Raw genomic sequence first — 25,574 nt, forward strand, 5'->3', positions numbered from 1 at the left:
AGGCGGGCTGTGTTTTCCTTATTGGCTGATTACAGTCCCAACAGTCTGACGGCGTTCTCCTTCAGAATCTTCGGCTTTACCTCATCCTTGATGCCGATAGTATCAAAGTCTTTCAGCCAGCGGTCCGGTGTGATAACCGGCCAGTCAGAGCCAAACAGCATCTTATCCTTGAGAATAGAATTGGCGTATTGAATCAGGATTTTGGGGAAGTACTTAGGTGACCAGCCTGACATATCGATATACACATTGGGCTTATGGGTCGCGACAGAAAGCGCTTCCTCTTGCCACGGAAACGATGGATGTGCCATCACGATGGGCATATCCGGGAAGTCCGCTGCTACATCGTCCAGATACATCGGATTAGAATATTTCAGACGCATATTCATACCGCCACGGCTACCCGCCCCGACGCCAGTCTGGCCGGTATGGAACAGTGAGATTGCACCCTCTTCGGCAATCGCTTCATAGAGCACATAAGCGGACCTGTCGTTGGGATAAAATCCCTGCATGGTTGGGTGAAATTTGAAACCCCGCACGCCGAAATCACGTACCAGGCGGCGTGCTTCGCGGGCGCCTAAGCGACCCTTAGCCGGATCTATCGAAGCGAAAGGGATGATAATATCGCTGTTGTCAGCGGCCAGCTGGGCCACCTCTTCATTTTCGTAGCGACGAAATCCGGTTTCTCTTTCCGCATCCACAGGAAATAGTACACAGGCAATCTTCCGGTCACGGTAGTAGGCTGCGGTTTCCTCTATGGTCGGCAGCATGTTGTGGCCTGCCGGATTCTTAAAGTATTTGGCAAAGTCCTGCTGAAACTCATAGTAACCATCGTCACGGGCACAGGTGCAAGGCTCTTCAGCATGTGTGTGGAAATCAATAGCAATGATCTCATCGATATTCATAGTGTCACCCTGTTTCTTTTAAAAATGTGATCCGGTGCAGTCAGTTCAGTTGCTGTGGGCTGAGTGCGCCGGATTGTATAAATATCGTCCGCCTAACTTAACAGGTGTACCAGCGCCAGAGTAATCGGCGGGAACAGAACCAGCAGAAAAACCCGGGAGAAGTCGGACAATATAAAGGGTACAACACCTCTGAAGCTCTCTTTCAGTGAGAGAGATTTATCAAAGGAGTTGATGATAAATACGTTCATGCCCACCGGCGGTGTGATCAGTCCCACCTCAACGACCACCAGTGCCAGAATACCAAACCAGATGCCAGTATCCTCAACCGACATACCGAAGTCCATTGCCACAATAATGGGGAAGTAGATCGGAATGGTCAGCAGAATCATCGCCAGGCTGTCCATAAAGCAACCCAGTATGAAGTAGCTGAGCAGCATCAGAGCAAGAATCAGATAGGGAGACATCTCCGCATTCAATAATAGCTCTGCACCGAGATTTGGCAGGTTTGTCAGGGCGATAAAGACACTGAACAGATCGGCACCGAGAATGATCATAAAGATCATAGCACTGGAAACGGCTGTCCTGATGATACTGTCCTTAAACTGTGCAAAGGTTAACTTGCCGTGGGTCAGTGCCAGTATTCCGGTGAGAATAACGCCGACCGCTGCCGCCTCCGTTGGGGTAAAGAAACCCAGGTAGATCCCCCCCAGCACAATCAGAAATATCGTGGTGATATGCCAGACATCCCGGGTGGATCGGAACTTTTGCCCCCAGGTGGTTTTTTCTCCCTTGGGACCTGCTTTAGGGAAGATGCGGACATAGATAGCGATGGCCAGAATATAGCCCCCGGCCGCGAGCAGTCCGGGAACAAAAGCCGCGATAAACATCTTGGATATATTCTGCTCAGTCAGCACAGCAAAGATGATTAACACCATCGATGGCGGAATCAGTATTCCCAGTGTGCCGCCCGCCGCCAGGCAGCCTGCAGCCAGTCCGCCAGCATAGTTATTCTTCTTCATCTCTGGCAGGGCCACCTGACCCATGGTCGAAGCGGTTGCCAGTGAGGAACCACAGATGGCGCCGAAGGCAGCGCAACCCGATACCGCCGCCATCGCCAGGCCGCCCTTAAACTGGCCAACCCAGGTATTACAGGTGCGGAACAGTTCGGTGGTGATACCCGCCCGGGTGGCCAGTTCACCCATCAGTAGAAACAGGGGGACCACTGACAGGTCGTAGGTCGAAAACTTCGAGTAGGGAACCGTACTCAGATAGTTAAGTGTGGTGGGGAAGCCTGCCAGAATGGTGTATCCCAGCGCACCACAGCCCAGCATGGCAATGGCAATGGGTATTCTGATCGACATCAGCACCAGCAACAGGGCCAGCATAGAGAGGGCCAGTTCAATATTACTCATGATCTCAGGTACTCCCTGAAGCCCAGCAGGGTATCAATAAAACAGCAGAGGGTAAGCAAAGCCAGACAAAAGACGGCGGGGATGTAGGCGATCCAGACCTGGAGCTCAAGAATCATCGATTGTTCCAGATACTCATAATAGTCAAGGCCACCCAGATACATCTGCCAGGTCAGCGTGGCAGCAATAATTGTAAACATCAGATTACCCATCGCATCGAGGAAGTAGATCTTCCGTTTGGCCAGGTTGAGGGTGAAAAAATCGACAATTACATGTCCTTTTTTCAGCTGGCACTCTGTCAGAAACAGGAAGATCGAGATCGCCAGTCCCATCTCCACCAGCTCATAGTCCCCTTCAACGGTAATGCCGAACAGAGTTCTTCCAATAATACTGATGACTGTCATCAGTGCGAGCAGAATCATAATGACACCCCCCGCCAGCGCCAGCTGACGGGAGATGAACTCGATTCCCCTTCTGGTTTGAGAAAGAAGCGTATACATAGCGAAGCCTATTACTTGTCAGCCGCGGCGTACTTAGCGATAAGTGCGTGGGCTTCATCCAGAAGTTTCTGAGCGTCGTAACCGTCGGATTGCATATCCTTCAGCCAGTCTTCGGTGACAAACGACAGCTTCGATTTCCAGCTCTCAACTTCAGCTGGGGGCAGTTGGTAGATCTCGTTGCCCTGCTCAACTGCGGCTTGTCGGCCGACCGCTTCATACTGATCAAACAACGCACCGATATGACCGGCCAGCTCGATACCGGAATTGTTATCGATGACTTTCTGCAAATCAGCAGGAAGTGAATCGTAAGCTTTTTTATTCATGCTGAAGATAAAGGTGTTGGCATACAGACCTGGAACTTCAGTGTGATGTTTAACCAGTTGATGGATTTTCAACGGTTTAACCACTTCGTAAGGCAGTACGGCTACGTCCAGTACACCTTTCGACAGGGCGCTGGGCATCTGAGGTACTGGCATGAATACCGGGTTAGCCCCCAGCTTAGCAAACGCGTTCGCCATGGTTTTGTTGGGCGCGCGCAGTTTCATACCCTCAAGATCAGCAGCGGTATGGATCGGCTTCTCACGGGAGTGCAGCGAACCGGGTGCATGAACATGCATGGCTAACAGGTGAACATCTTTTAACTCATCAGCCATCTCTTTTTCCGCATATTCCTGCATTGCCATGCTCATTGGTTTAGCGTCAGTGGCAATGAACGGCAGTTCAAAAACGGTTGATTTTGGAAAACGTCCCGGCGTGTAGCCGGTAACCGTCCAGGAGATATCGACGATCCCTTTACGCACCTGATCAAACAGGGCGGGTGGTTTCCCGCCCAGCTGCATCGCTGGATAGAGGTCGATCTTGATGCGTCCATCTGATTCAGCCATCACCTTATCTGCCCAGGGCTGGAGGAACTTGGAGTGCGCCATGGAAGGAGGTGGCAGGAAATGGTGTAGCTTGAAGGTATATTCAGCTTCGGCAGAGATCGCGTTACCGCAGCTTAGTAAAAGCGCACATGCGGCGAATGATTGCTTCAGAGAGGATTTAATGCCCATGTTCAGATCCTTTGGATTCTTTATTGTTGTAGGATGCCAGAGTACTGGTATTTGTATTTATGCATAAACTGTTTAGTTTGGCAACAATAGTGGCCATAAGATAAATGCCCGACTTATAGGAATTTGCGGTAGTGTCACCTGCATCTGGCGTAGAAGAGGGTCTTTATCTGCTAGGTAATCATATAAATTATTGTATTTAAATCTTTTTAATTGGTTTCTTTGTTGGGGGTTCTTAAAAAATCAGTAATTTGTTACCAATATTGTTGATTAATACAACAATATTTCGTATAAACATAAATATGAATTTTTGACGCTGGGAAGAAAACCGGCAGTTATCGCTTTGTGCAACAGAGGTGTCGAATGGCCGAGTATCGTTATATCCAATTTTCTGTAGAAGCCGATATTGGCCATCTGCAACTCAACCGTCCTGAAAAAAAGAATGCGATCAATGATGCGCTGCTGCTTGAGATAGAGGATGTGTTTATCAATATGCCTGAAGAGGTGTCCGTGGTGCTCTTCTCGGGTAACGGTCCGGAGTTTTGTTCCGGTCTTGATCTGTCCGAGCATGTCGCCCGCGATCCTTACGGTGTCGTATTGCACTCGCGCATGTGGCACCGGGTGTTTGGGCGTATTGCTAACTCTCCTATTCCCGTTGTTGCCGCACTGCATGGCGCGGTGATTGGTGGTGGTATGGAGCTGGCCTCCTGTGCTCATGTCCGTGTCGCGGATGAGACGACATACTTCCGTCTGCCGGAAGGGCGTCATGGCATTTTTGTGGGCGGGGGGGCGTCGGTCCGTGTGGGCAGCATTCTGGGCTCAAGCCGGATGATGGATATGATGCTCACCGGCCGAACCTATAATGCAGTTGACGGTGAACGTCTGGGGCTGGCCCATTACTGTGTCGAGCCGGGCACTGCGCTGGAAAAAGCCACTGAGCTGGCTAAATCAATAGCACAAAACTCACGTCTGTCTAACTATGCCATGGTAACTGGCTTGTCCCGTATTGAGAGTATGTCGATGGATGATGGTTTGTTTACCGAGTCGCTGCTGGCGGGAATGACGCAAACCAGTCCTGAGGTTCAGGAACGCATCCAGGGATTTTTGAATCGGAAAAAGAAGTAGACAGATTGTTTGCCGGCTCAAAGCAAGGTGCATTTTTGTCTTTGCACAGATGGTTTCTTTGTAAAAGGTAGTGCCGGAAATCTGCAGTGACTGAAGAAAAGAATAATTGAGGACACTCATATGGATATTAATCAAAAGGTTTTTATCGTTACCGGTGCCAGTTCTGGTTTGGGAGAAGCGGTTGCCCGTCGCCTGGTAGATCAGGGTGCGTCGGTTGTGCTGGCGGATATCAACGCAGAGCGTGGCGCTGCTGTTGCTGATTCTCTGGCAGATAAAGCGGTTTTCTGTAAAACGGATATCACTGATGAGCAATCGGCTCAAAACTGTATCGATACTGCGGTAAATACGTTTGGCTGCCTGAATGGCTTAGTTAATTGCGCCGGTATTCCGGGGGCAGAGCGCGTATTGGGTAAAAATGGTGTGCACCGTCTGGAGACGTTTAATCGTGCATTGCAGGTTAATCTGCTGGGGACCTTTAATATGGTTCGCCTGGCTGCCAGCGTGATGAGTGAACAGGATGCTCAGGAAACCGGAGAGCGGGGTGTGATTATCAATACCGCCTCGGTCGCGGCATTTGATGGTCAGATCGGTCAGGCTGCCTATGCCGCATCCAAAGGTGGAATGTGTGCCATGACTCTGCCGCTGGCCCGTGAGCTGGCGCGTTTTGGTATCCGCGTAATGACTATCGCTCCGGGCATTTTCAAAACCCCAATGATGGATGTTTTGCCGGAAGATGTTCAGGCCTCTCTGGGGGCCGCAGTGCCGTTCCCATCGCGCCTGGGTGAGCCGTCTGAATACGCTCAACTGGTGCAACAGATTATTGAAAACTGCATGCTCAATGGCGAAGTTATCCGTCTGGATGGCGCTATCCGGATGGCGGCGAAGTAGGTAACGATTATGGCTAACTATGTCGCGCCGCTTAAAGATATGACCTTTCTGTTAAACCATGTTGCGGATAGTCGCGGGTTTAATCAGATAGAGCATTTTGCGGATTTTGATCCGGCGCTGGTGTCGGCCGTTTTTGATGAAGCGGCAAAATTTGCCGGTCAGGTGCTCTCTCCGCTGAACCAGTCCGGTGATATTGAAGGCTGTCATTTCAATGATGGCAAGGTAACGACTCCAGCAGGCTGGAACGATGCCTATCAGCAGTTTTGTAGCAATGGCTGGCTGGGGCTGGCTCTGCCTGAAGCATATGGTGGACAGTCGTTACCCCGCTTTATTGCCGCAGCGGTGCATGAGATGTGGCTGAGTTCAAATCTGAGTTTCGTCATGTTTCAGGCGTTGACTCAGGGGGCTGCGGAAATTCTGCTTAGCGCCAACGATGACAGTCTTAAGCAGCGCTACCTTGAGAAGCTGGTCACCGGTGAGTGGGCAACCTGTATGTCGCTGACTGAGCCGGGTGCCGGGTCGGATCTGGGTAACATCCGTACACGTGCGGTGCGGCAGGCGGATGGACGCTACCGGATCACCGGACAGAAGATCTATATTACCTATGGCGAGCATGATCTCACCGAGAATATTGTTCATCTGGTACTGGCAAAAACGCCGGATTCACCTCCGGGCGGTAAAGGTGTTTCACTCTTTATCGTACCTAAATACATAGTCGATCAATCGGGGCAGTGCGGCGAGCTGAATGATGTTCGCTGTGTGTCGATAGAACATAAAACCGGATTGCATGGCAGCCCCACCTGTAGCATCAGTTACGGCGATGATGGTGGTGCTATCGGTGAGCTGGTTGGTGCTGAGAACCGTGGCCTGGAGTATATGTTCATTCTGATGAACGAAGCTCGTCTGAGTACGGGTCAACAGGGCGTTGCTATTGGTGAAATGGGGTATCAGCGTGCCCTTGAGTACAGTCAGGAACGCACTCAGGGGCGTGATCTGCTCAGCGGCGATACCGATGTTCAGATCGCTCGTCATCCGGATGTAAAGCGGATGCTGATGGGATTGCGGGCACAGGTTACTGCACTGCGCGCGCTGAGCTATCAGATCGCTTCCCGTCTGGATCTGGCTGAGGCAGATCCTGAAAAACGGGCAGCACACCTGCGTTTTGTTGCGCTGATGACTCCGATTTTTAAAGCCTTCTCAACCGAGAGTGGCAATCTGATGGCCGGGACTACGATTCAGATATTTGGCGGCATGGGGTTTGTCGAGGAGACCGGCGTTGCACAACTGATGCGTGATATCCGGGTGACCACCATCTACGAAGGGACCACAGGGATTCAGGCAAATGATCTGGTGTTTCGTAAAGTTCAGAGCGATCAGGGTGAAGCGCTTACAGAACTGATCGCAGATATTGAAAGTGACTTTGCCTGTTATGCCGCACTGGAGATTGCAGGCAGCGAGACTGAGATGCTGGTGCAACTGATCGCAGTGTTGAAAGAGAGCTCGCAGTTCATTTTACAGCAGGGAAAAGAGGGGCGTGAAACCCTGCTCTGCGGGGCGGTGAACTTCCTCGAGCTGATGGGCATCGCCTGTTGCAGCTGGATGATGATGCGCACTGCCGTGGCTGCTTATGAACAGAAGCAACAGAGCACAGATACGCTCTATCTGGATAATCTGATCGCGTTAAGCCGGTTCTATTTTGCTCACTTTACGCCAAAGGTGCTGGCGCTACACAGAACATTAATCAGTGCTGAAATGGGAATTCAGGACTACCGGTTTGAAGAATAAGTCGGCCCTGCAGGCTGACGGAAACAGAATAAAAAATTGAAAGTGAGAATAATAATGAACGCACAAACTCTTCCCGTAAATGTCGTTACCTATGATGTTAGCATCGAAACAAGAGATGACGGTTCTATGCTGGTCCGGTCAGATTCTGAGTTGCCTCCCTATGCAACAAAAATGACCGACAAACTGGAATACTGGGCCGCCACCGCGCCTGATCGGGTGATGGTGGCACAACGGACAGAGGACAAGCATCACTGGGAAACGGTGACTTATGCCGAAGCGCTGGAGAAGGTAAAACACCTCTCTCAGTATCTGCTGAATCAGAACCTTTGTGCTGAACGTCCTGTGGTTATCCTCTCAGGTAACAGTATCTCCCACCTGCTGGTCGGTCTGGCTGCGATGTATGTGGGAATTCCCTATTCACCGATATCCACCGCTTATTCACTGATCTCTACCGATTTTGGTAAGCTGCGCTACATCGTTGAAAAACTGACTCCAGGGCTGGTGTTTGTTGAAAATCTGGGGCCGTTCCGTGATGCGATTGATGCGGTGATGCCATCCGATTGCCGTGTGCTGGCGTATGAAGCGGACCACGGTGTTGACGATTTTAGTTTTGATCTGAGCCTGTTTTCAGATGCTGTTAACACTCCGGTCACCGATGAAGTCGTTAGCGCGAATGCTGCAGTCAATGGCGATACGATCGCTAAGCTGCTCTTCACTTCCGGTTCCACAGGGATGCCTAAAGGAGTCATCAATACTCAGCGAATGATCTGCGCCAATCAGGAAATGATCGCGACCTATCTGAATTTCGTTCACCAGCAACCGCCGGTATTGTGCGACTGGCTGCCGTGGAACCATACCTTCGGTGGTAATAAGAATACCGGGATGGTGATCTATAATGGTGGTTCACTCTATATCGACGGCGGTAAGCCGGTACCCAAGGGCATCGCTGAAACCGTTGCCAATCTGCGAGAGATTGCGCCAACCATCTACTTCAACGTGCCAAAAGGTTATGAGCTGCTGGTGAAAGAGCTGAAGCAGCATCCGGATATGGCTAAGGTGTTCTTCTCCAATCTGCAGGTGTTGTTTTATGCTGGTGCGGGCCTTGCCCAGCATGTCTGGGATGAGCTGATGGAATTATCGGTTCAGTACACAGGCCATAAAGTGCCAATTCTGACCGGGCTGGGGGCGACTGAAACCGCACCCTCTGCGATGTTCACTTCCATTGAAGAGTCGGCTTCCGGTGTTGTTGGCGTTCCGGTTCCCGGCGTTCAGCTTAAACTGGTTCCTAATCAGGGTAAGCTGGAAGTTCGGGTGAAAGGGGTCAGCGTTATGCCAGGATACTGGCGTGATGAGGTACAAACCGCGAAAGCCTTTGATGAGGAAGGGTTTTACTGCCTGGGTGATGCACTGAAGTTTATCGATGAAGAAAAACCATCTCGTGGATTTTACTTCGATGGACGTGTTTCTGAAGATTTTAAACTGGATACCGGCACCTGGGTAAGCGTGGGCACCCTTAAAGCACATATGATTCATGAGTTTGCGCCCTATATTCAGGATGTGGTGATTGTTGGCCGGGATCGTGGTTTTATCAGTGCGCTGGTATTTCCGGATTTCGAACACTGTCGCCATCTGATCGATAGTGAAGAGGGGACGCTAAGTCTGGAACAGATCGTTAATCATGCAGCGGTTCGTCAGGTGTTCAATGATCATCTTGCCAGCATGGCTGAAAAAAGTACCGGAAGCTCTACCCGCATTCAGAGTCTGGTGCTGCAAAGCGAGCCGGCAGATATTGACGCCCATGAGATGACCGATAAGGGATCGCTTAACTCAAATGCGGTGATCAGTAATCGTGCGGATATTGTTAACGATATATACAGCGCAACGCCATCAGCGCAGGTGATTACGCTTTAACGCTGTTAATTCAATAAACATATAACCAGATATCTATTCTCGTGAATATGGTTTGGTAGATGCCATATCCAGAAACATGTTTTGAGTTGCTTTTTTGACTCTCCTCAGTGCCCCTTTCTAAGGGGCTTTTTTTTGAGGCTTTTTAAAAGGGGATGTTAAAGGGATAAGAACTCTTATTTTTAGATAGGTTGATGCAGTTTTCTTATAACCTGATTTTTTTATTATCGTGTTAATATATTAAGGATCATTAATTTATTATAAATAAAGTGATTAGACAAAAAATAAAAATAAATGCCTGCATGAGGAAATTATGAAGCATAATTTCGATCTAAGGATGAAGGGTGGTGATAGGGATGTTATTGTTAAAAAATCTACTGAGATTGTTCATTCATTGGCTGGATGCGGTGATGAGATCACGGTTTACCTGCTTCCTGAGGGGCTGGAACGGACCATCCGGATCAGTGTTCATCAGCGTATCTTTGTAAACTACTTTATATTTGATAGTTGTGAAAATCACCCGGAGCCCTCGCTCTATGCTGAGAGTTCAGCAGAGAATATGATCTGCCTGGAATCAGCTCCACTCAAAGCTTTGATTCTTCATCTGTTAGAGCTTAAAGAGACCGTTACACCTGAGTTGCAACGCCACTATATCGATATCATTTTCCACTATATCCAGATGGAAATTGGATTTGACCGGCGGGTTGAAGAGGCGAGTCGTAATAAGCAACTGATAATGGGCAAACTGCGGGAGTTTATTGATCAGAATATAAAGCGCAACCTGTCTGTAAAGAGTCTGACGGGTGTGTGTCATATGAGTGAGCGGTCGCTCTATTACCTGTTTCGGGAGAGTGAGTCTACGACGCCGCTTAGCTATATTCAGCAGCGCAAAATAGCATTGGCGCATCGCGAGATTACAGCGGGGAGTTCAGCCCGGAGTATCACCCAGATCGCTATGGATTATGGTTTTACCAATATGGGTCGTTTTTCACAGCTTTATCGCAAACAGGTGGGAGAACTACCATCGGTGACCCGTTCCAGATCGGTTGAACAGCCGTTAAGGGCCTGACCGCTTAGGGTTTTTTAGGTTTTAAATATCAGATATCAGGTATGGCTGTAACGTCTGACAGAGATAGGTTTATCTCTGTCTGTCACGTGGATCTGCTAACGCTTAATAACGGTAATGAAAGGAGGATAGAGATACCGGTGAAGGGGGCCAGTATCTCTATCCAGATGTATCGGTTCTAAGAGTTGATGAGCTTAGAACTTGTACATTGCCATGACTTCAACCTGCTGCCCAGCTGGACGCAGAGGGTGGTTGGCCATGTCCTGATCACGCCACTCAATACCAAAATCCAGACCCGGCAGATAGGTATAGATCAGGGTTGCGGTGGTCTCGTAAGCTGATGTATTGGCTGTGTCATCGACCTCTACTTTGCCGTAACGCAGCGTGCCGTTGAGGTTTTCGGTCAGGTTCTGAGTCACACCCAGGTTGAAACCGGTTTGAGAGATCAGATCTCCTGAACCATCGATATCACAGGTTGCTGTATTTCCTGGGTTCCACATACCACCAACACAAACACCCGTATACGGGCCGGTACCTTTACCCGTAAATGCACCGGCAAACAGAGCGCCTTTGCCAACGGCCAGCTTACCCAACAGTGAGATAGTTGCACCAATTTTAGAATCGTCAACAGAGGTTGTCTGAACTTCACGGGCTGTTATGGCAACATTGTAAGCACTGCCGGATTTAAAACGATTGGAATAAGATGCAACCAGGTCAGGCATGGAGGCGTTATCATACAGCGGATCCTGCGCAGTAAAGCGGAAACCGTTGGTGGTGTAGTGAATCACGGTAGAAGGGCGAACAGTACCTCCGTTACCGCCAATGGTGCCGAATCCAGGTCCAAAGAAGTTGATCATCCGCGCGTCAAAGGGGGCAGTGGCAAAGAACTGGCCATTCCAGGTCTGGCCAATGGTCAGGTTATCAATGCTGATGTAGGCGTGACGCAGACGTAATGCAGCAGCTGAGTTGTAGCTTTGGTTTTCCCAGAAATCGGACTCAATAAAGCCGGAAACTTTATGGCCTTCGATCTCTCTGCTGGCCTTCAGGTTAAAACGTGACTGGCGGGTTGTAGTTTCCAGAGTATTGTCGCCACTATCGGGCATACCCCAGATCGCTTCTGCCTTAAGGTATCCGCCAACGCTGAAAGTCGTGCCTTTAAACTCGCCCAGCTCAACAGCGCTAACGAAAGAGGATGCGGTTGCGGCAAGAATTGCAATACTTAGTTTATTAAGTTTTTTCATCTAAGTGAAGCCTCATTATTATTATATAGGTGAGGTCTTATGATCTCATATCGATAGAAATCTAATACTTGAATACTGCAAATCTATGTACAGATACTGCAAAAATTGCAGCAGGGAGATCGCTCAGCGTTTATGACTGTGTTATTAAGAACGTCCTACTAATAATGTGTTAATAGATAGGATGCGAGTCGTATTTGTTTTAGACATATTAGCTATATTAAGTTTGACTGCCTGCATTTATCTATTAAATGACAGCTGGGTGCTTATGTCGGACCAATTACACTACTCGGTCAATTCTCAGACAACTTCGCATCAATAAGTTCAGATTAGTTTTATCTCTTATTTCTCGCTTTGTTAGTGAATATAAGCCGATGAATCCTTCCTATCATGCTTCATTACAGGTTTGAACTGGCCGCCGCAAAGAGCGCTGTGGGGGATAGAACGGCCGGATTTTATCTATGAAAGCATGAGGTCCGGGGAGTGCGGCTGGCAGGCTTTTTTTGAGCGTCTGTCAGCCGCTACTGGTTGTTGGGTGTCGGTTCATCAATCAGGTTAGCGATAGAATTATGTCTTCTTAAAAAGATACATATATGTATTTATGTTTGTTTTATAAGCAGTTTTTACCCGCCTTTCTACGGTCTATTTACAATGCTTTTATTGATTAATATGAGATAAATTAATTTAAAAACAATAGCTTATAGATTTGTTGTTAGAGGATGGTGCGTTTTATCAGAAAAGATACAGTTGTGTATTTTTTTATTGACAAGCCGGATTCTGTTGTTAGTATTGTGCATACAGTTATGTATGTTTAGAGGTGCGGCATTGTGAAAGAGAGCGAACGTAAGTTTATCCAGGCAGCGGATCATAAGACGGGTTACTACCGGGCAGGATCGGGCAATCCATTGGTTCTGTTACATGGTTCCGGGCCGGGCGTATCTGGCTGGACTAACTGGGGAGGGCTGATTGATGAGCTGTCTGTTGATTACGATGTCATCGTTCCTGATATTGCCGGTTTTGGTTTTACCGAGTTTAAAGAGGGAACCCAGTACGATATTAAGTTCTGGACCAACCATCTGGTTAAATTCCTCGATGCCATTGGTGTCGATAAGATTTCGCTGGTAGGTAACTCTTTTGGTGGTGCTGTGGGTATCGGCCTGGCGCTGTTTAATCCTGAACGCCTGGATAAGCTGGTTCTTTTAGGAACCCCAGCGGGAACCTTTGAACAGACTAAAGGGTTAGCTGGCGCCTGGTTGTATGAGCCATCTATCGAGAATATGCGCTCTCTGATGGAGCTGTTTCCTTATAACAAATCCCTGATTACAGACGAGCTTGTCCAGAGCCGCTATGAAGCCAGTGCCCGGCCTGGTGCGCAGGGGGCGTTGCGTAAGCTTCTGCCAAAACCGGCAGAGGAGGGCGTCACTATGGTGAAAGCGTTCCCGGTTAAAGCTATTCAGCATATCACTGCACCGACACTGGTTCTGCATGGCAGAGAAGATCATGTTGTCCCTCTGCAGTGTGGCTATACCCTGGTGGAGAACATTCCTGGTGCCGATCTGTTTGTCTTTGGGCAATGCGGCCACTGGGTTCAGACCGAGCAGCGGGAAAAATTCCTCGCCTGCATCCGTAACTTTGTCAGCAAATAAAAATGAAGAAGCAACAGCGGGGCTCAGAATAACAATGAAAAGAGATGTGCTGGAACGCGTTCTCTGGAGTCTGTCAGTGGACAGATTTTCAAAAGAGAAATTTAAAGAAAATCCCGAAAAGTACCTCAGCCGTTTTCCTCTGGATGCTGATGATGTCGAGATGATTCTCAGTTTTGATGTGAAGAAACTGCAGCAGATCGGTGTCAGCTCGCTGCTGACCATGGGGTACTGGATTGAGATGTCGCCCGATAAAAGCATGGTGACTTATAACAAAAAGCTCGGGTCTGAGAGCAGCTACTCGGCATCGATAAAGGGGTAATAAAGATGGCAAAAATTGTAGGCGGTTTTTTAGTACCGCACGACCCTATCATGTTTGTTGCACCCAACGCCCCTGACAAAATTGTCGCGGATAAGGCCTGGGAAGCATATGAAACCTGCGCTCAGAATCTTGCTGCGATGGATGTTACCACGGTGATTATTGTGGGCAACGATCACTACATGCTGTTTGGTACAACCTGTCTGCCAAAATATTGTATTGGTACTGGCCATGTTGAAGGTCCGATAGACCGTCTGCCAGGACTTAATAAGGCACTGGTCAATAACAATGAAGCGCTGGCCAGCTTTATTGCCAGCGATGGTGCAGAGCAGGGATTCGACTGGGCCGTGGCCCGTTCATTTACGACCGATCATGCGTTCTCTATTCCTTATCAGTTGATTGTTCAGCGCGCTGAAGCGATCAGTGGTCGTGAAATCAAAGCGATTCCAGTCTATCTGGGCAGTGCGGTTGACCCCTTTATCTCGATGAAACGTTGCCGCGAACTGGGCGAGCAGATTGCTGCGTCTGTTAGCCGTTTTGACAGTGATGAAAATGTTGCGGTGATAGGCAGTGGCGGTATCAGTCACTGGGTCGGCGTTAAAGAGTCGGGCAAGGTAAACCCTGAGTTTGATCAGCGGATTATCGACCTCTGTTGCAACCAGGATCTGGATCAGATGATCGCACTCTCTGATGAGCAGATTCTGGAGCAGGGGGGGAATGGCGCGATGGAGTTGCGTAACTTCGTGTGTGCCATGGCAGCCGTTGGCGCTGGCACAGTATCACTGATTGAGTACCAGCCGGTGCCTGAATGGGTAACCGGGCTTGGATTTATGGAACTGAGAGCGAGTTGAGTCCCATGGAAAAAGTCTATCTGTGTAAAGCCACTGACCTGGAAGCAAACCAGGTTAAGAAAATTGAAAATAATACGTTTGGCGATATCGCTGTGTATAACCTGGGTGGCCAGTTCTATGCGACCGCTGATCTGTGCACCCATGCAACCGCTTCCCTGGCGGAGGGCGATATTGAGGATGACATGATTGTCTGTCCTGTGCACTGGGGAATGTTCCATATTCCAAGCGGCGAGGCGCAGGGGTTTCCCTGTGAAACTGATTTGCAAACATATCCTGTCGAAGTTGTGGGTGATGAGGTTTTTGCAGTCATTGAAGTCGATGAAAACATTATTGCTAAAGCGTAAAGGTACCTGATATGAGCAACTTGATAAAAACGATAGATACGACAGATTGTTTGGAAGGCATAGAGTCTGTATGTGATATTGAAGGTGGCCGTATTTCCGGTGAAATTTTCTACGATCAGAAGATCTATGAACAGGAACTGGAAAAAGTCTTTGCCCGCTGCTGGCTGTTTGTCGGACATGAGTCTCAGATTAAAAAAACCGGTGACTATATCACCACCACGATGGGTGAGGATGAGGTTATCGTTATTCGTCAGAAAAGTGGCGGCGTTAAGGTGCTGTTGAATGCCTGTCCACACCGGGGTAACAAAGTCTGCTTCTCTGAGTCAGGGTCCACCCGTGGCTTTATCTGTAACTATCATGGCTGGTCTTTCAATGTTGAGGGTAATCTGATTGGTCAGCATGAATCAGGTATCTATGAAGACAGTAATTTTGACAAGTCGAAGTGGGGTCTGAAAGAGGTTGCTAAGGTTGATTCATACAAAGGGCTGATTTTTGCAACCTTTGATCCGGACAGCCCAACCCTTGAAGAGTATCTGGGGCCAATGACCTGGTACCTCGATTCACTGTTTGATAATCAGGAGGGGGGCACTGAGTTTGTCGGTGGTTGTATCCGCTCTACCTATGAGTGTAACTGGAAAATCGCGGCGGAAAATTTTGTCGGCGATATCCTCCACGCGGGCTGGACACATGATTCTGCAGCGCGGGCTATGCTGGGTGGTTCGGTTGCTAAAGTGAGTGATTTTGACGAATCCTACTCCGTTAACTGGAACGGCCACGGTTATGAATTTGCGCTGGATACCGTCGGCAATGTCGCCGTACTGGGGGACTCTCAGTTAAATAAGTATCTGCATACCATTAAGCCATCAGTGGCTGAGCGACTGGGTGAATTCCGTTCCAATATGATCGGTTCGGTTTCCTCCTGCACCATCTTCCCTAACTTCTCATTCCTCGCGGGACAGAACACTGTACGTATATGGCAGCCCCGTGGGCCTAACAAAATCGAGCTCTTTACCTGGGTGGTGGTGAATAAAAGTGCACCTCAGGACATTAAAGACAGATGGCGTAAAGGTGCAATGATGACCTTCTCGCCTACCGGTGTATTTGAGATGGATGACGGTGAAAACTGGGAATACTGCACTAAGACGGCGAAAGGCAAAGTGACCGCCAAACAGGATCTCTTTATCGGTCTGGGGATGGATACCTATCTGGAAGATACAGACCTTCCGGCCAATGTCTATAAAGGCCAGCTGAATGAAGCTAATTCAAGGGCGTTTTATCAGCGTTGGCAGGATCTGCTGCAAGCAAAGAGTTGGGCCGAAGTCCCGAATCGTAATAAAGGTAAAGCGGAGGTGGAGAAATGAACAGCAAAGATCAACAGCTGACTCCGGTTTCAATGGAGATGCATTACAAAGTCACCGGTTTCCTGAATATGGAATACCGTTTACTGGATGAAGAACGCTTTAGCGAATGGTTAACACTGATGGCCGATGATATTCATTACTGGATGCCGGGAATTGAAAACCGTCGCCGAGAAAACCTGTTGAGCGAAGGTTTTTATGACCCCAATCATATGGCGTTTTTTGATGACAACATTACCGATCTGAGTCGCCGTGTGGCCCGCTTTGCCCAACCGTCTGCCTGGGCTGAAAATCCGGCTACCCGCAATGTTCATACCCTGTCAAATGTAGAAGTGTTTGAGGGCGAGTCTGAATCAGAGCTGCTGGTCTATTCAGTATTCCAGAGTGTGCGTAGTCGTGGACAGGATGAGGAATACGTCATCTTTGGACGTCGCCGTGACCTGCTGGTGAAAAGCGGAGACAGTTTCAAGATCCGTAAGCGTCTGATTCTGATGCCGAATGCGACGCTGAGTTGCAAGAATATCAATACTTTCCTGTGAGGGATTTATGACGATTCTGAAAGACAAAGTCGCGTTTATCTCTGGTGGTGCTGAGGGCATCGGCCGGGCCGTGGTTGAGCGGTTCATAAAGGAGGGCGCTAAAGTAGCGGTGCTGGACCTGAATCAGGAAAAGCTTGCTCAGCTGCAGGCGCGCTATCCGGATGAGCTCTGTTCTGTCTGCGGTGATGTCACCAACTACAGCGATAACCACAAAGTGGTGGAGTTGGCGGTTGAACGTTTTGGCAAACTCGATATCTTTGTTGGCAATGCGGCGTTGTTTGATTTTTTTGCGCCGCTTTCCCGTATTGCACCAGAGAAGCTTGAGGCCAGTTTCAACAAGCTGTTTCAGGTCAATGTGCTGGGGTATATGAACGGGGTGAAAGCGGCGATGGATCAGCTTAAGCAGAACCATGGCAGCATCGTCCTGACGGTTTCTAATTCTGGCTTTTACCCCGGTGGCGGTGGTGTGTTGTATGTGACATCCAAGCACGCGGTAGTCGGCCTGATTAAACAACTTGCCTATGAACTTGCGCCGGAGATCCGTGTAAACGGTGTCTCTCCCGGGGCAACCGATACTGAGATGAAGTCGGTTGAGGGTATCTCCAGTAAGGCCCGGCCGCTGAATCATATCCCTGATTTTAATGAAAATGCGGCGAATGCCGTGCCGTTAAAAAAGATTGCAAGCCCTGAGGACCATACTGCCCTTTATGTCCTTCTGGCTGCAAATGAACAGTCCCCGATGACCACAGGAACTGTTATCCACAGTGATGGAGGTTGGATAGCCCGATGAGTATACAACAAGAAAAAGCGCTGTTTAGTCGCCTGAAACTACCGATGATTGTGGCGCCGATGTTTCTGGTTTCTTCGCCAGAACTGGTGATTGCCAGCTCAAAGAGTGGTGTGATTGGCAGCTTACCTGCAGCCAATGCCCGGACGGTTGAAACCCTCAATGAGTGGATGGCTCAGGTCCATGGTGAGCTGAATAGCCAGTCACTGCCCTGGTTGTTCAATATGATTGTGCACTCCTCCTACGATCGTTTTGATGCTGAGATTGAGCTGGTGCGCAAATATCAGCCCGCCATTGTGTCAACGGCGCTGGGGTCGCCGAAGCGGGTGATGGAGGTGGTCAAATCCTACGGCGGTAAAGTCTATGCCGATGTTATTACGCCGGGTATGGCAAAGAAATCAGCCGATGCCGGAGTGGATGGCCTGATTCTGGTCACTCAGGGGGCGGGGGGACACACCGGGCGTTACAACCCACTCGCCTTTATCGCTGAAGTACGTCAGTTCTGGGATGGTCCGCTGGGGATTGCCGGCTGTATCTCTCACGGCTCTGATGTGGCGGCCATGCTGGTGGCGGGCGCTGACTTTGTTGCCAGTGGTACCCGTTATATCGCCGCAACTGAAAGTTTTGCCAGTGATGAATACAAGCAGATGCTGGTGGATACCGATATTGAAGGGGTTGTGGAAACCAAAGCGGTGAGCGGTGTGCTGGCAAACTGGATGCAGGCCAGCCTGGATAAAGCGGGCATTGATCCTGACGCCAGCAACGATGCCAAAATCGATTTCTCCGGCAATATTTCGACAGCCAATAAAGCCTGGAAGGATGTCTGGTCGGCGGGACAGGGCGTTGGCAGTACCACTGCGATTGAAAGCGCCACCGGGATTACCGAGCGTTTTTACAATGAGTTTACCGATGCGCTGAAACGGTCTCAGGCGATTGCAGCCGGGTATCTGGCATGAGCAGTAGTCACTACAGAGAGATTGCGGAATCGATCCTTCAGGGGCGAAAAACTGCAACGGCTATCGCGCCAGTATCCGCTGATTTTCCGCAGCTAAGCATCGATGATGCTTATCAGATTCAGTCGATAGTTAATCAGCGTAGACTCGATGAAGGTGGCAGAGTCGTAGGTTATAAGATCGGTCTCACCTCTGAAGCGGTGCAACAACAGCTGGGCGTTGATCAACCCGATTACGGTGTGCTGTTCGCTGATATGGAAGTGTTGAGTGGTGAATCGGTTGATTGTAGTGGGCTGATTGCGCCCAAAGCCGAGGGTGAAATTGGCTTCTGCTTTAAAGAGGATCTGGATAAAGAAAATCTGACCTTTATGGAGCTGTTATCCGCGATCGACTACTTCTTCCCAGTCATCGAAATCGTTGATTCGGTGGTTGCGGACTGGAAGATCGGCATCGTCGATACCATTGCTGACAATGCCTCTTCTGCCCTGTATATGCCGGGCAAACGGATCTTTTCACCGCAGGGTGTGGACTTTGAAGCACTGGCCGTGGCGATTCATTCCAATAATGAATGTGTTGCCAGCGGGCGGGGATCTGCATGCCTGGGGAGTCCGCTGCTATCGGCTTATTGGCTGGCAAAAAAGCTGATAGAACTCAGCACACCAATACGTAAAGGTCAGATTGTTCTGTCGGGCGCTCTGGCGCCGATGGTCAGTCTGATACCTGGTCAGCAGTACTCTTTCCGTTTTGAAGGGCTGGATGAGATTAGTCTGAACGCAGAATAGCTAAATAACTATAAAAAATATGAAAGAAGGTTTGTTATGGGTGCCGATATTTTTTCGCAGATGCCGAAAACATCTGTTGATATGCTGTTGAGTGATGATGGTTCATTTATCATTCAGTCAAAAACACCGTTAGACAGTTATGAGCGCTGCGCAGGCGACTGGTTGGAAACCTGGGCAGAGAAACGGCCCGATCAGGTTGTCCTGGCAGAACGGCAGGGCGAAGGCTGGCGTACACTGACCTACCGTCAGTGTCGCGATCAGGTTCATAATATTGCACAGGGGATGATTAATCTGGGACTGGTTGGCAAAGGGCCGCTGGTTATCCTGTCTGGAAATTCAGTTGATCATGCGCTGATGATGATGGCTGCGATGCATATCGGTATCCCTGTGACATCGATATCCGTTGCCTACTCGCTGGTGGCGAAAACCTATGAGCAGCTTCACGGCACGATTAAGCGACTCAGACCCTGTGCGGTGTATGCCGACAACGAGGCGGCGTTTGCACCGGCTATCCAGGGGTGTGAGCAGATCAGTCTTTTCATTACCTCGCAAAAGTCAGACGTGGACTCTGATGCCATTACGTTTCAGTCACTGATTGAGACTCTGGCAACGGAAGCGGTGTCAGCGCTGTTTCAGACACTGGATGGTGATACCCACGCCAAGTATATGCTGACATCGGGTTCGACCGGAAAGCCAAAAATTGCGGTCGTCACCCAGCGAATGATCTGTTCCAACCAGCAGATGATTGCTCAGTATTACCCGTTTATTGAGCAGGAAACTCCCCGGATTCTGGACTGGCTTCCCTGGAGTCATACCTTTGGTTCAAACCACAACTTCAACCTGGTGCTGCGCAACGGTGGTTCGCTGTATATCGATAATGGCAAACCGGTGCCAAATCTGATTGGCGAAACGCTTAAAAATATCAAAGAGATTAAGCCGAATCTCTACTTCAATGTGCCTAAAGGCTATGAAGTATTGGTGGAGCATCTGCAGCAGGATGAAGAGCTGAAAAAGACATTCTTTTCCAATATCAACATGCTGTTTTATGCGGCGGCAGCGTTGGCGCCGTCGGTTTGGGATGATCTTAAGCGGATGGCGGAAGAGGTGGGGCACGATGTGTTCTTCACTACGGAGTGGGGCGCGACTGAAACGGCTCCTGCGATTACTAATGTGCATTGGCGACTGGATAAGCCGGGCAACATTGGTGTGCCTTTCCCCGGTGTACAGATTCGTTTTGTACCGAATGGCTCCAAGCTGGAGATGCGCATTAAAGGTCCGATTGTGTTTGAACAGTACCTCAATGACCCTGAAGCCACCACTGCCGCCTTTGATGAGCTGGGTTTCTACTGCATCGGTGATGCCGGCAAATTGAAAAACAGAGAAAACCCATCCGAAGGTATTCTGTTTGATGGACGTGTGTCCGAAGACTTCAAACTCAGTACGGGCACCTGGGTGTGTGTTGCGTCTATCCGCTCGCGGATGTATCAGAACTTCGGCGATCTGGTTTCAGATGGTGTTGTGGTCGGGCATAACCAGGATTATATCAGTCTGATGGTGATTCCCGGACCGAAAATGCGTCAGCTGGCGGGTGATACCGAAGGACGGATGAGTGGTCATGAGCTGTTTGCCGTCGCGGACGTCAGAGCGGCGTTGCAAACATCGCTTGAACAGATGTCATCCTCCGCTAAAGGCTCTTCTCAGAAAGTGTGCAAGTTACTGGTGTTGGATGAGTTGCCTCATCTGGAGCTGGGTGAAATAACCGATAAGGGCAGTCTGAACCAGCGAAAAATGCTGGAGAACCGAAGTGACTCGGTTGATGAAATCTATAAAAAAAGTTCGTCTGAATTAGTTCTTAGCATTATTTAGTGGGTGGTGTGAGCGATGAGTAAGAAACTGAAAGCAGTGATTATCGGACCGGGCAATATCGGTACCGATTTGCTGATGAAGATGCAGCGTTCCGAGTGGATCGAACCGGTGTGGATGGTGGGTATCGACCCGGAATCCGATGGCCTGAAACGCGCCCGTGAGATGGGTATTAAAACCATCGCTGAAGGCGTTGATGGAGTGCTGCCGTACGTCATCGAAGATGATATCCGCGTCGCTTTTGATGCTACCTCGGCCTATGTTCATGCCGAGAACAGCCGCAAGCTGAACGAACTGGGCGTCATCATGATCGACCTGACACCGGCAGCGATTGGCCCCTTCTGTGTGCCACCTGTCAACCTGCGGGCACACGCACAAAACCTGGAGATGAATGTCAACATGGTCACCTGCGGTGGCCAGGCAACGATCCCGATGGTCGCCGCTGTGTCCAGCGTACAGCCAGTTGAGTACGGTGAAATTATCGCTACCGTCTCCTCTAAGTCTGCTGGCCCGGGTACCCGCAAAAATATCGATGAATTTACCCGTACCACCGCTGGTGCAGTCGAAAAAGTCGGCGGCGCGAAAAAAGGTAAAGCGATCATCATTATCAACCCCGCTGAGCCACCGCTGATGATGCGCGATACCGTGCACTGTCTCACCGAAGGCGAGCCGGATCAGGCCGCGATTACCGCCTCCGTCCACGCGATGGTGAAAGAGGTGCAGAAATATGTACCCGGTTATCACCTGGTCAACGGCCCGGTATTTGATGGCAACCGCGTCTCCATGTTTATGGAAGTGGAAGGTCTGGGGGATTATCTGCCGAAGTATGCCGGCAACCTGGACATCATGACCGCAGCCGGGCTGCGCACCGCCGAGATGTTTGCGGAAGAAGCCGCTAACGGCAACATTACCCTGCCAGCACGCGGCTAAGTGGAGGAGAAAAAGATGAATCTGAAAGGTAAAAAAGTAGTCCTCCATGACATGAGTCTGCGGGACGGTATGCACGCCAAACGTCACCAGATCTCGCTGGAACAGATGGTGAATGTCGCCACCGCACTGGATGAAGCGGGTATGCCGCTGATCGAAGTGACCCACGGTGATGGCCTGGGCGGCACCTCGGTAAACTACGGTTTCCCAGCGCACAGCGATGAAGAGTATCTCGGTGCGGTGATTCCGAAACTGAAAAACGCCAAAGTCTCCGCCCTGCTGTTGCCCGGGATCGGAACGGTCGATCACCTGCGCATGGCAAAAGATCTGGGTGTGAATACCATCCGTGTTGCCAGTCACTGCACTGAAGCCGATGTCACTGAACAGCACATCGGTCTGGCCGCCAAACTGGAGATGGATACCGTCGGTTTCCTGATGATGGCGCACATGGCCAGCCCGGAGAAGATTCTCGAGCAGGCGCGGCTGATGGTCTCTTATGGCGCTAACTGCATCTACTGCACCGACTCCGCCGGTTACATGCTGCCGGATGAAGTGACCGAGAAGATCGGTCTGCTGCGAGCTGAACTGGATTCCTCTATTGAGGTGGGTTTCCACGGCCACCACAACATGGGGATGGCGGTCGCCAACTCCCTGGCCGCTATCGATGCCGGTGCCGGGCGTATCGATGGCTCGGTGGCTGGGTTAGGTGCCGGTGCCGGTAATACCCCACTGGAGGTGCTGGTAGCAACACTAGTACGGATGGAAGCGGACCACGGTATCGATCTGTACAAGATTATGGATGTTGCTGAAGACCTGATTGTACCGATGATGGACCAGCCGATCCGTGTCGATCGTGACGCGCTGACACTGGGCTTTGCGGGTGTTTACTCCTCGTTCCTGCTGTTTGCCAAACGGGCGGAAGCGAAGTATGGCATTCAGGCCCGGGATATTCTGGTTGAGCTGGGGCGCCGCGGCACCGTTGGCGGGCAGGAAGATATGATTGAAGACCTGGCACTGACCATGTTTAAAGAAAAGCAGGCAAAAGAGAAGGGATTAATCTGATGGGGATGACAGTACAGATTGAACCGGCGGATAAGTCCTTCACGGTTGAGGCGTCTCAAACAATCCTTGAAGCTGCATTGGAAGCGGGTATCACGCTGAAACACAGCTGCCGCGATGGCCAGTGTGGCGAGTGCCGGGCCCCGATTCTGTCAGGCGCTGTCAGCTACGCTGATCCTGCTGGCATCAAGCTTGAGCAGAGTGATCTTGAGGGTAAAACCGGATTGATGTGTGTCGGACATGCAACCGCTGATCTGGTGATTGAAGCGCCTGAGGTTACAGAGCTGGAAGGGATCAGTGTGCAAAAGTGTGCTGGCAGAACCATGGCTAAAGAGGCGGTATCTGATGATGTTGCGGTGCTTAAAATAGCGCCGGCCCCGGGGATCAATTTCGCCTTTAAACCCGGTCAGTATCTGGACCTGACCGTCAAAGGTTATGACACCCGCAGCTATTCCATGGCCAGTACAGATGCCGATGCGCTGATAGAGCTGCACGTGCGGAAGATGCCGGATGGCGCAGTCAGCCCGTTTATCGTTGATGAGCTGAAGCCCAAAGCGATAGTCACCATCGAGGGGCCGTACGGCACTTTCTATGTCAGGGATTCGGATAGCCCGATCATTATGGTTGCCAGTGGTACCGGTTTTGCGCCCGTTAAATCGATGATGCTGGATCTGGTTGCCCGTGGTAATACCCGTCCGGTTGCTCTTTATTGGGGGGGGCGCTGCCAGCAGGACCTTTATATGGATCAGCTTTGTCAGCAATGGGCAGAACTGAATCGCTGGTTTTCATATATTCCGGTGCTCTCCGATAGCGTTGATGAAGGCTGGAACGGCCGCACGGGCTTTGTTCATCAGGCGGTTGTCGATGATATTGCGGATATGTCGGCTTATGAGGTGTATGCCTGTGGTGCGCCTATTGTTGTTTCCTCAGCCCGGCGTGATTTCGTTGAGCTCTGTGGGCTGGAGCCGGACCGCTTCTATAGCGATGCTTTTGTCTGAGTCATAATCCATAACATACAGTTATGCACTTATTTTTAATTCTATAGAACTAATATAACTTACTGAATAATAATGTATTTATAGAAAATAAATATTTTTTAATAATATAGACATACAATACTGTATTGTGAAACAATTTTGTTGTGTTCCATTTAATCATAATAAAACCGAGGAACGGCTATGCTACTTAAGAAAACCTTTATCGGAGCGGCACTGATCTGTGCATCACTGAGTTCCGCTACTATTGCTCAGGCAAGTGAAACCCTTACGCTTCGTTACAACCAGTGGTTTCCACCCACTCACTGGTCGCAGGTTGACGGTCTGTTAAAGTTTTTTAAGCAGGTTGAAGATGCCACGGAAGGTCGGGTAAAAATTCGTCCTTCTGCAAAACCGCTTGCGCCGCCTACCCGAAACTACCAGGCGGTGGTTAATGGTGTTGCGGATGTTGCCTGGGGGCCTCACGGATATACACCGGGTGCCTTTCCGCTGAGTGAGATGGTTGAGTTTCCATTTGATAACCTCGATGCCGAGAAAAGTTCTAAAGCGTATTGGCGTACCTTCAACAAATATTTCAAACCAAGCGGGATGCATGATGATGTCGTTACCCTGGCGGTGCATGTGACTTCCGGCGGCAACCTGCATACCAAAGATAGCGCGATTGTGTCCGCTAAAGATCTGGATGGGCTGAAGATCCGGGTTCAGACCCCGGTGGTATCGAATGCACTTAAAGAGCTGAATGTTATCCCTATCTCCGGTTCTCTGGTGGAACTGCGTGAATTCCTCTCCCGTGGTGTTATTGATGGCACAGCGCTGTCGGATGAGCTGCTGACCGGCTTTAAAGTCGACAAATATATCAACCATGTGACGCAGATCCCCGGTGGACTGTATTCAAACTCCGCGTTCATCATCATGAATAAAGATAAATGGGAGATGATCAGCCCGGCGGATCAGGCGGCGATTATGGATCTGGCGGGTGAAAAGCTGTCTGCTCTGATGGGTAAACTCTGGGATGAAAATGACGTCAAGGCAAGAGCTGCTCTGAAAGCTCGTCTGGGGGCTGAATACCGGGTTGCCTCTCCTGAACTGATCTCATCTCTGACAACGGTATTTGCCCCAGCCCGTGAAAACTGGCTGAAAGAGGCGGAGAAAGAGGGTGTCGATGGTCAGCAAGCAATGGACTACTACAAGTCTGAACTTGAAGCGATGAAATGATGTTTCACCGCCTCCTGAACTGTGCTTTATCGGCTCTGATAACGGGCAGTCCGGGAGGCGGTTTCATAA

24 protein-coding genes are annotated in these 25,574 nt (G+C 49.9%); 19 read left to right on the plus strand and 5 right to left on the minus strand.

What is annotated here, in order from left to right:
- Nucleotides 1–29: 29 nt before the first annotated feature.
- From OCU43_RS05890 to OCU43_RS05905, 4 genes are all read right to left on the minus strand, one after another.
- Entirely contained in the window at nt 30–902 is an 873-nt protein-coding gene (locus OCU43_RS05890; RefSeq protein WP_091360707.1) for an amidohydrolase family protein, read from the minus strand.
- A gap of 92 nt (nt 903–994) precedes the next feature.
- Nucleotides 995–2,314: a TRAP transporter large permease gene (locus tag OCU43_RS05895; RefSeq protein ID WP_091360705.1), complete on the minus strand. Its 1,320-nt coding sequence runs from the start codon at nt 2,312–2,314 to the stop codon at nt 995–997.
- Nucleotides 2,311–2,811, minus strand: coding sequence for a TRAP transporter small permease (locus OCU43_RS05900; RefSeq protein WP_091360703.1), 501 nt, complete (start codon nt 2,809–2,811; stop codon nt 2,311–2,313). The genes OCU43_RS05895 and OCU43_RS05900 overlap by 4 nt, the downstream gene beginning before the upstream one ends.
- An 11-nt stretch (nt 2,812–2,822) precedes the next feature.
- On the minus strand, nt 2,823–3,863 hold the full coding sequence (locus tag OCU43_RS05905; protein WP_091360701.1) for a TRAP transporter substrate-binding protein: 1,041 nt from the start codon (nt 3,861–3,863) through the stop codon (nt 2,823–2,825).
- Between the two features lie 360 nt (nt 3,864–4,223).
- Here OCU43_RS05905 and OCU43_RS05910 point away from each other — a divergent pair, with 360 nt between their 5' ends.
- The 5 genes from OCU43_RS05910 (at nt 4,224) to OCU43_RS05930 (ending at nt 10,635) form a co-directional block, all read left to right on the plus strand.
- Nucleotides 4,224–4,985 (plus strand): crotonase/enoyl-CoA hydratase family protein, encoded by a 762-nt coding sequence (locus tag OCU43_RS05910; RefSeq protein WP_091360700.1) that lies wholly within the window; start codon nt 4,224–4,226, stop codon nt 4,983–4,985.
- Between the two features lie 120 nt (nt 4,986–5,105).
- Complete coding sequence (locus OCU43_RS05915) at nt 5,106–5,873, plus strand: 3-hydroxyacyl-CoA dehydrogenase (RefSeq protein WP_091360698.1); 768 nt, start codon at nt 5,106–5,108, stop codon at nt 5,871–5,873.
- A gap of 9 nt (nt 5,874–5,882) precedes the next feature.
- Nucleotides 5,883–7,658 carry an acyl-CoA dehydrogenase gene (locus tag OCU43_RS05920; protein WP_091360697.1) on the plus strand — a complete coding sequence of 592 codons (1,776 nt, stop codon included), beginning with the start codon at nt 5,883–5,885 and terminating at the stop codon, nt 7,656–7,658.
- 54 nt (nt 7,659–7,712) lie between these two features.
- Entirely contained in the window at nt 7,713–9,569 is a 1,857-nt protein-coding gene (locus tag OCU43_RS05925; RefSeq protein WP_091360695.1) for a feruloyl-CoA synthase, read from the plus strand.
- A gap of 310 nt (nt 9,570–9,879) precedes the next feature.
- Nucleotides 9,880–10,635, plus strand: a complete 756-nt coding sequence (locus OCU43_RS05930) for an AraC family transcriptional regulator (protein ID WP_091360692.1) — start codon at nt 9,880–9,882, stop codon at nt 10,633–10,635.
- Between the two features lie 191 nt (nt 10,636–10,826).
- Here OCU43_RS05930 and OCU43_RS05935 read toward each other — a convergent pair whose 3' ends face one another.
- A complete protein-coding gene (locus OCU43_RS05935; protein ID WP_091360690.1) occupies nt 10,827–11,873 on the minus strand; it encodes a DcaP family trimeric outer membrane transporter in 1,047 nt (348 codons plus the stop codon).
- A gap of 824 nt (nt 11,874–12,697) precedes the next feature.
- On the opposite strand from OCU43_RS05935, the gene OCU43_RS05940 reads away from it, so the two are divergent.
- The 14 genes from OCU43_RS05940 to OCU43_RS06005 all read left to right on the plus strand — a co-directional run bounded on the left by OCU43_RS05940 (nt 12,698) and on the right by OCU43_RS06005 (nt 25,505).
- The gene (locus tag OCU43_RS05940; protein ID WP_091360689.1) at nt 12,698–13,516 is read left to right on the plus strand and encodes an alpha/beta fold hydrolase; all 819 of its coding nucleotides are present in this window, start codon (nt 12,698–12,700) and stop codon (nt 13,514–13,516) included.
- 76 nt (nt 13,517–13,592) lie between these two features.
- Nucleotides 13,593–13,835 (plus strand): hypothetical protein, encoded by a 243-nt coding sequence (locus OCU43_RS05945; RefSeq protein WP_217647464.1) that lies wholly within the window; start codon nt 13,593–13,595, stop codon nt 13,833–13,835.
- A gap of 5 nt (nt 13,836–13,840) precedes the next feature.
- Nucleotides 13,841–14,683 carry a DODA-type extradiol aromatic ring-opening family dioxygenase gene (locus OCU43_RS05950; RefSeq protein ID WP_091360685.1) on the plus strand — a complete coding sequence of 281 codons (843 nt, stop codon included), beginning with the start codon at nt 13,841–13,843 and terminating at the stop codon, nt 14,681–14,683.
- A 5-nt stretch (nt 14,684–14,688) separates the two neighbouring features.
- Nucleotides 14,689–15,027, plus strand: a complete 339-nt coding sequence (locus OCU43_RS05955; protein WP_091360683.1) for a non-heme iron oxygenase ferredoxin subunit — start codon at nt 14,689–14,691, stop codon at nt 15,025–15,027.
- 11 nt (nt 15,028–15,038) lie between these two features.
- Nucleotides 15,039–16,388, plus strand: coding sequence for an aromatic ring-hydroxylating oxygenase subunit alpha (locus tag OCU43_RS05960; RefSeq protein WP_091360681.1), 1,350 nt, complete (start codon nt 15,039–15,041; stop codon nt 16,386–16,388).
- Entirely contained in the window at nt 16,385–16,924 is a 540-nt protein-coding gene (locus OCU43_RS05965; protein ID WP_091360679.1) for a 3-phenylpropionate/cinnamic acid dioxygenase subunit beta, read from the plus strand. Before OCU43_RS05960 ends, OCU43_RS05965 begins: the two co-directional genes overlap by 4 nt.
- Before the next feature lie 7 nt (nt 16,925–16,931).
- Nucleotides 16,932–17,714: a 3-(cis-5,6-dihydroxycyclohexa-1,3-dien-1-yl)propanoate dehydrogenase gene (gene hcaB / locus OCU43_RS05970; RefSeq protein WP_091360677.1), complete on the plus strand. Its 783-nt coding sequence runs from the start codon at nt 16,932–16,934 to the stop codon at nt 17,712–17,714.
- On the plus strand, nt 17,711–18,667 hold the full coding sequence (locus OCU43_RS05975) for an NAD(P)H-dependent flavin oxidoreductase (RefSeq protein WP_091360676.1): 957 nt from the start codon (nt 17,711–17,713) through the stop codon (nt 18,665–18,667). The genes hcaB and OCU43_RS05975 overlap by 4 nt, the downstream gene beginning before the upstream one ends.
- Nucleotides 18,664–19,446: a 2-keto-4-pentenoate hydratase gene (locus tag OCU43_RS05980; protein WP_091360674.1), complete on the plus strand. Its 783-nt coding sequence runs from the start codon at nt 18,664–18,666 to the stop codon at nt 19,444–19,446. Before OCU43_RS05975 ends, OCU43_RS05980 begins: the two co-directional genes overlap by 4 nt.
- A 36-nt stretch (nt 19,447–19,482) precedes the next feature.
- Nucleotides 19,483–21,312, plus strand: coding sequence for a feruloyl-CoA synthase (locus tag OCU43_RS05985; protein WP_091360672.1), 1,830 nt, complete (start codon nt 19,483–19,485; stop codon nt 21,310–21,312).
- Between the two features lie 15 nt (nt 21,313–21,327).
- Complete coding sequence (locus OCU43_RS05990; protein WP_261832992.1) at nt 21,328–22,239, plus strand: acetaldehyde dehydrogenase (acetylating); 912 nt, start codon at nt 21,328–21,330, stop codon at nt 22,237–22,239.
- A 15-nt stretch (nt 22,240–22,254) separates the two neighbouring features.
- A complete protein-coding gene (dmpG, locus tag OCU43_RS05995; protein ID WP_261832993.1) occupies nt 22,255–23,298 on the plus strand; it encodes a 4-hydroxy-2-oxovalerate aldolase in 1,044 nt (347 codons plus the stop codon).
- Entirely contained in the window at nt 23,298–24,293 is a 996-nt protein-coding gene (locus tag OCU43_RS06000) for an FAD-binding oxidoreductase (RefSeq protein ID WP_091362280.1), read from the plus strand. The genes dmpG and OCU43_RS06000 overlap by 1 nt, the downstream gene beginning before the upstream one ends.
- Before the next feature lie 180 nt (nt 24,294–24,473).
- Complete coding sequence (locus OCU43_RS06005; protein WP_091362279.1) at nt 24,474–25,505, plus strand: TRAP transporter substrate-binding protein; 1,032 nt, start codon at nt 24,474–24,476, stop codon at nt 25,503–25,505.
- Nucleotides 25,506–25,574: the final 69 nt, after the last annotated feature.

This window comes from Amphritea atlantica (assembly GCF_024347255.1).
GTDB lineage: Bacteria > Pseudomonadota > Gammaproteobacteria > Pseudomonadales > Balneatricaceae > Amphritea > Amphritea atlantica.

What these genes read in the sequence shown, in the direction of transcription:
- OCU43_RS05890 (WP_091360707.1), bottom strand. Translation starts at nt 902, where the DNA reads ATGAATATCGATGAGATCATTGCTATTGATTTCCACACACATGCTGAA.
- OCU43_RS05895 (WP_091360705.1), bottom strand. Translation starts at nt 2,314, where the DNA reads ATGAGTAATATTGAACTGGCCCTCTCTATGCTGGCCCTGTTGCTGGTG.
- OCU43_RS05900 (WP_091360703.1), bottom strand. Translation starts at nt 2,811, where the DNA reads ATGTATACGCTTCTTTCTCAAACCAGAAGGGGAATCGAGTTCATCTCC.
- OCU43_RS05905 (WP_091360701.1), bottom strand. Translation starts at nt 3,863, where the DNA reads ATGGGCATTAAATCCTCTCTGAAGCAATCATTCGCCGCATGTGCGCTT.
- OCU43_RS05910 (WP_091360700.1), top strand. Translation starts at nt 4,224, where the DNA reads ATGGCCGAGTATCGTTATATCCAATTTTCTGTAGAAGCCGATATTGGC.
- OCU43_RS05915 (WP_091360698.1), top strand. Translation starts at nt 5,106, where the DNA reads ATGGATATTAATCAAAAGGTTTTTATCGTTACCGGTGCCAGTTCTGGT.
- OCU43_RS05920 (WP_091360697.1), top strand. Translation starts at nt 5,883, where the DNA reads ATGGCTAACTATGTCGCGCCGCTTAAAGATATGACCTTTCTGTTAAAC.
- OCU43_RS05925 (WP_091360695.1), top strand. Translation starts at nt 7,713, where the DNA reads ATGAACGCACAAACTCTTCCCGTAAATGTCGTTACCTATGATGTTAGC.
- OCU43_RS05930 (WP_091360692.1), top strand. Translation starts at nt 9,880, where the DNA reads ATGAAGCATAATTTCGATCTAAGGATGAAGGGTGGTGATAGGGATGTT.
- OCU43_RS05935 (WP_091360690.1), bottom strand. Translation starts at nt 11,873, where the DNA reads ATGAAAAAACTTAATAAACTAAGTATTGCAATTCTTGCCGCAACCGCA.
- OCU43_RS05950 (WP_091360685.1), top strand. Translation starts at nt 13,841, where the DNA reads ATGGCAAAAATTGTAGGCGGTTTTTTAGTACCGCACGACCCTATCATG.
- OCU43_RS05955 (WP_091360683.1), top strand. Translation starts at nt 14,689, where the DNA reads ATGGAAAAAGTCTATCTGTGTAAAGCCACTGACCTGGAAGCAAACCAG.
- OCU43_RS05960 (WP_091360681.1), top strand. Translation starts at nt 15,039, where the DNA reads ATGAGCAACTTGATAAAAACGATAGATACGACAGATTGTTTGGAAGGC.
- OCU43_RS05965 (WP_091360679.1), top strand. Translation starts at nt 16,385, where the DNA reads ATGAACAGCAAAGATCAACAGCTGACTCCGGTTTCAATGGAGATGCAT.
- hcaB (WP_091360677.1), top strand. Translation starts at nt 16,932, where the DNA reads ATGACGATTCTGAAAGACAAAGTCGCGTTTATCTCTGGTGGTGCTGAG.
- OCU43_RS05975 (WP_091360676.1), top strand. Translation starts at nt 17,711, where the DNA reads ATGAGTATACAACAAGAAAAAGCGCTGTTTAGTCGCCTGAAACTACCG.
- OCU43_RS05980 (WP_091360674.1), top strand. Translation starts at nt 18,664, where the DNA reads ATGAGCAGTAGTCACTACAGAGAGATTGCGGAATCGATCCTTCAGGGG.
- OCU43_RS05985 (WP_091360672.1), top strand. Translation starts at nt 19,483, where the DNA reads ATGGGTGCCGATATTTTTTCGCAGATGCCGAAAACATCTGTTGATATG.
- OCU43_RS05990 (WP_261832992.1), top strand. Translation starts at nt 21,328, where the DNA reads ATGAGTAAGAAACTGAAAGCAGTGATTATCGGACCGGGCAATATCGGT.
- dmpG (WP_261832993.1), top strand. Translation starts at nt 22,255, where the DNA reads ATGAATCTGAAAGGTAAAAAAGTAGTCCTCCATGACATGAGTCTGCGG.
- OCU43_RS06000 (WP_091362280.1), top strand. Translation starts at nt 23,298, where the DNA reads ATGGGGATGACAGTACAGATTGAACCGGCGGATAAGTCCTTCACGGTT.
- OCU43_RS06005 (WP_091362279.1), top strand. Translation starts at nt 24,474, where the DNA reads ATGCTACTTAAGAAAACCTTTATCGGAGCGGCACTGATCTGTGCATCA.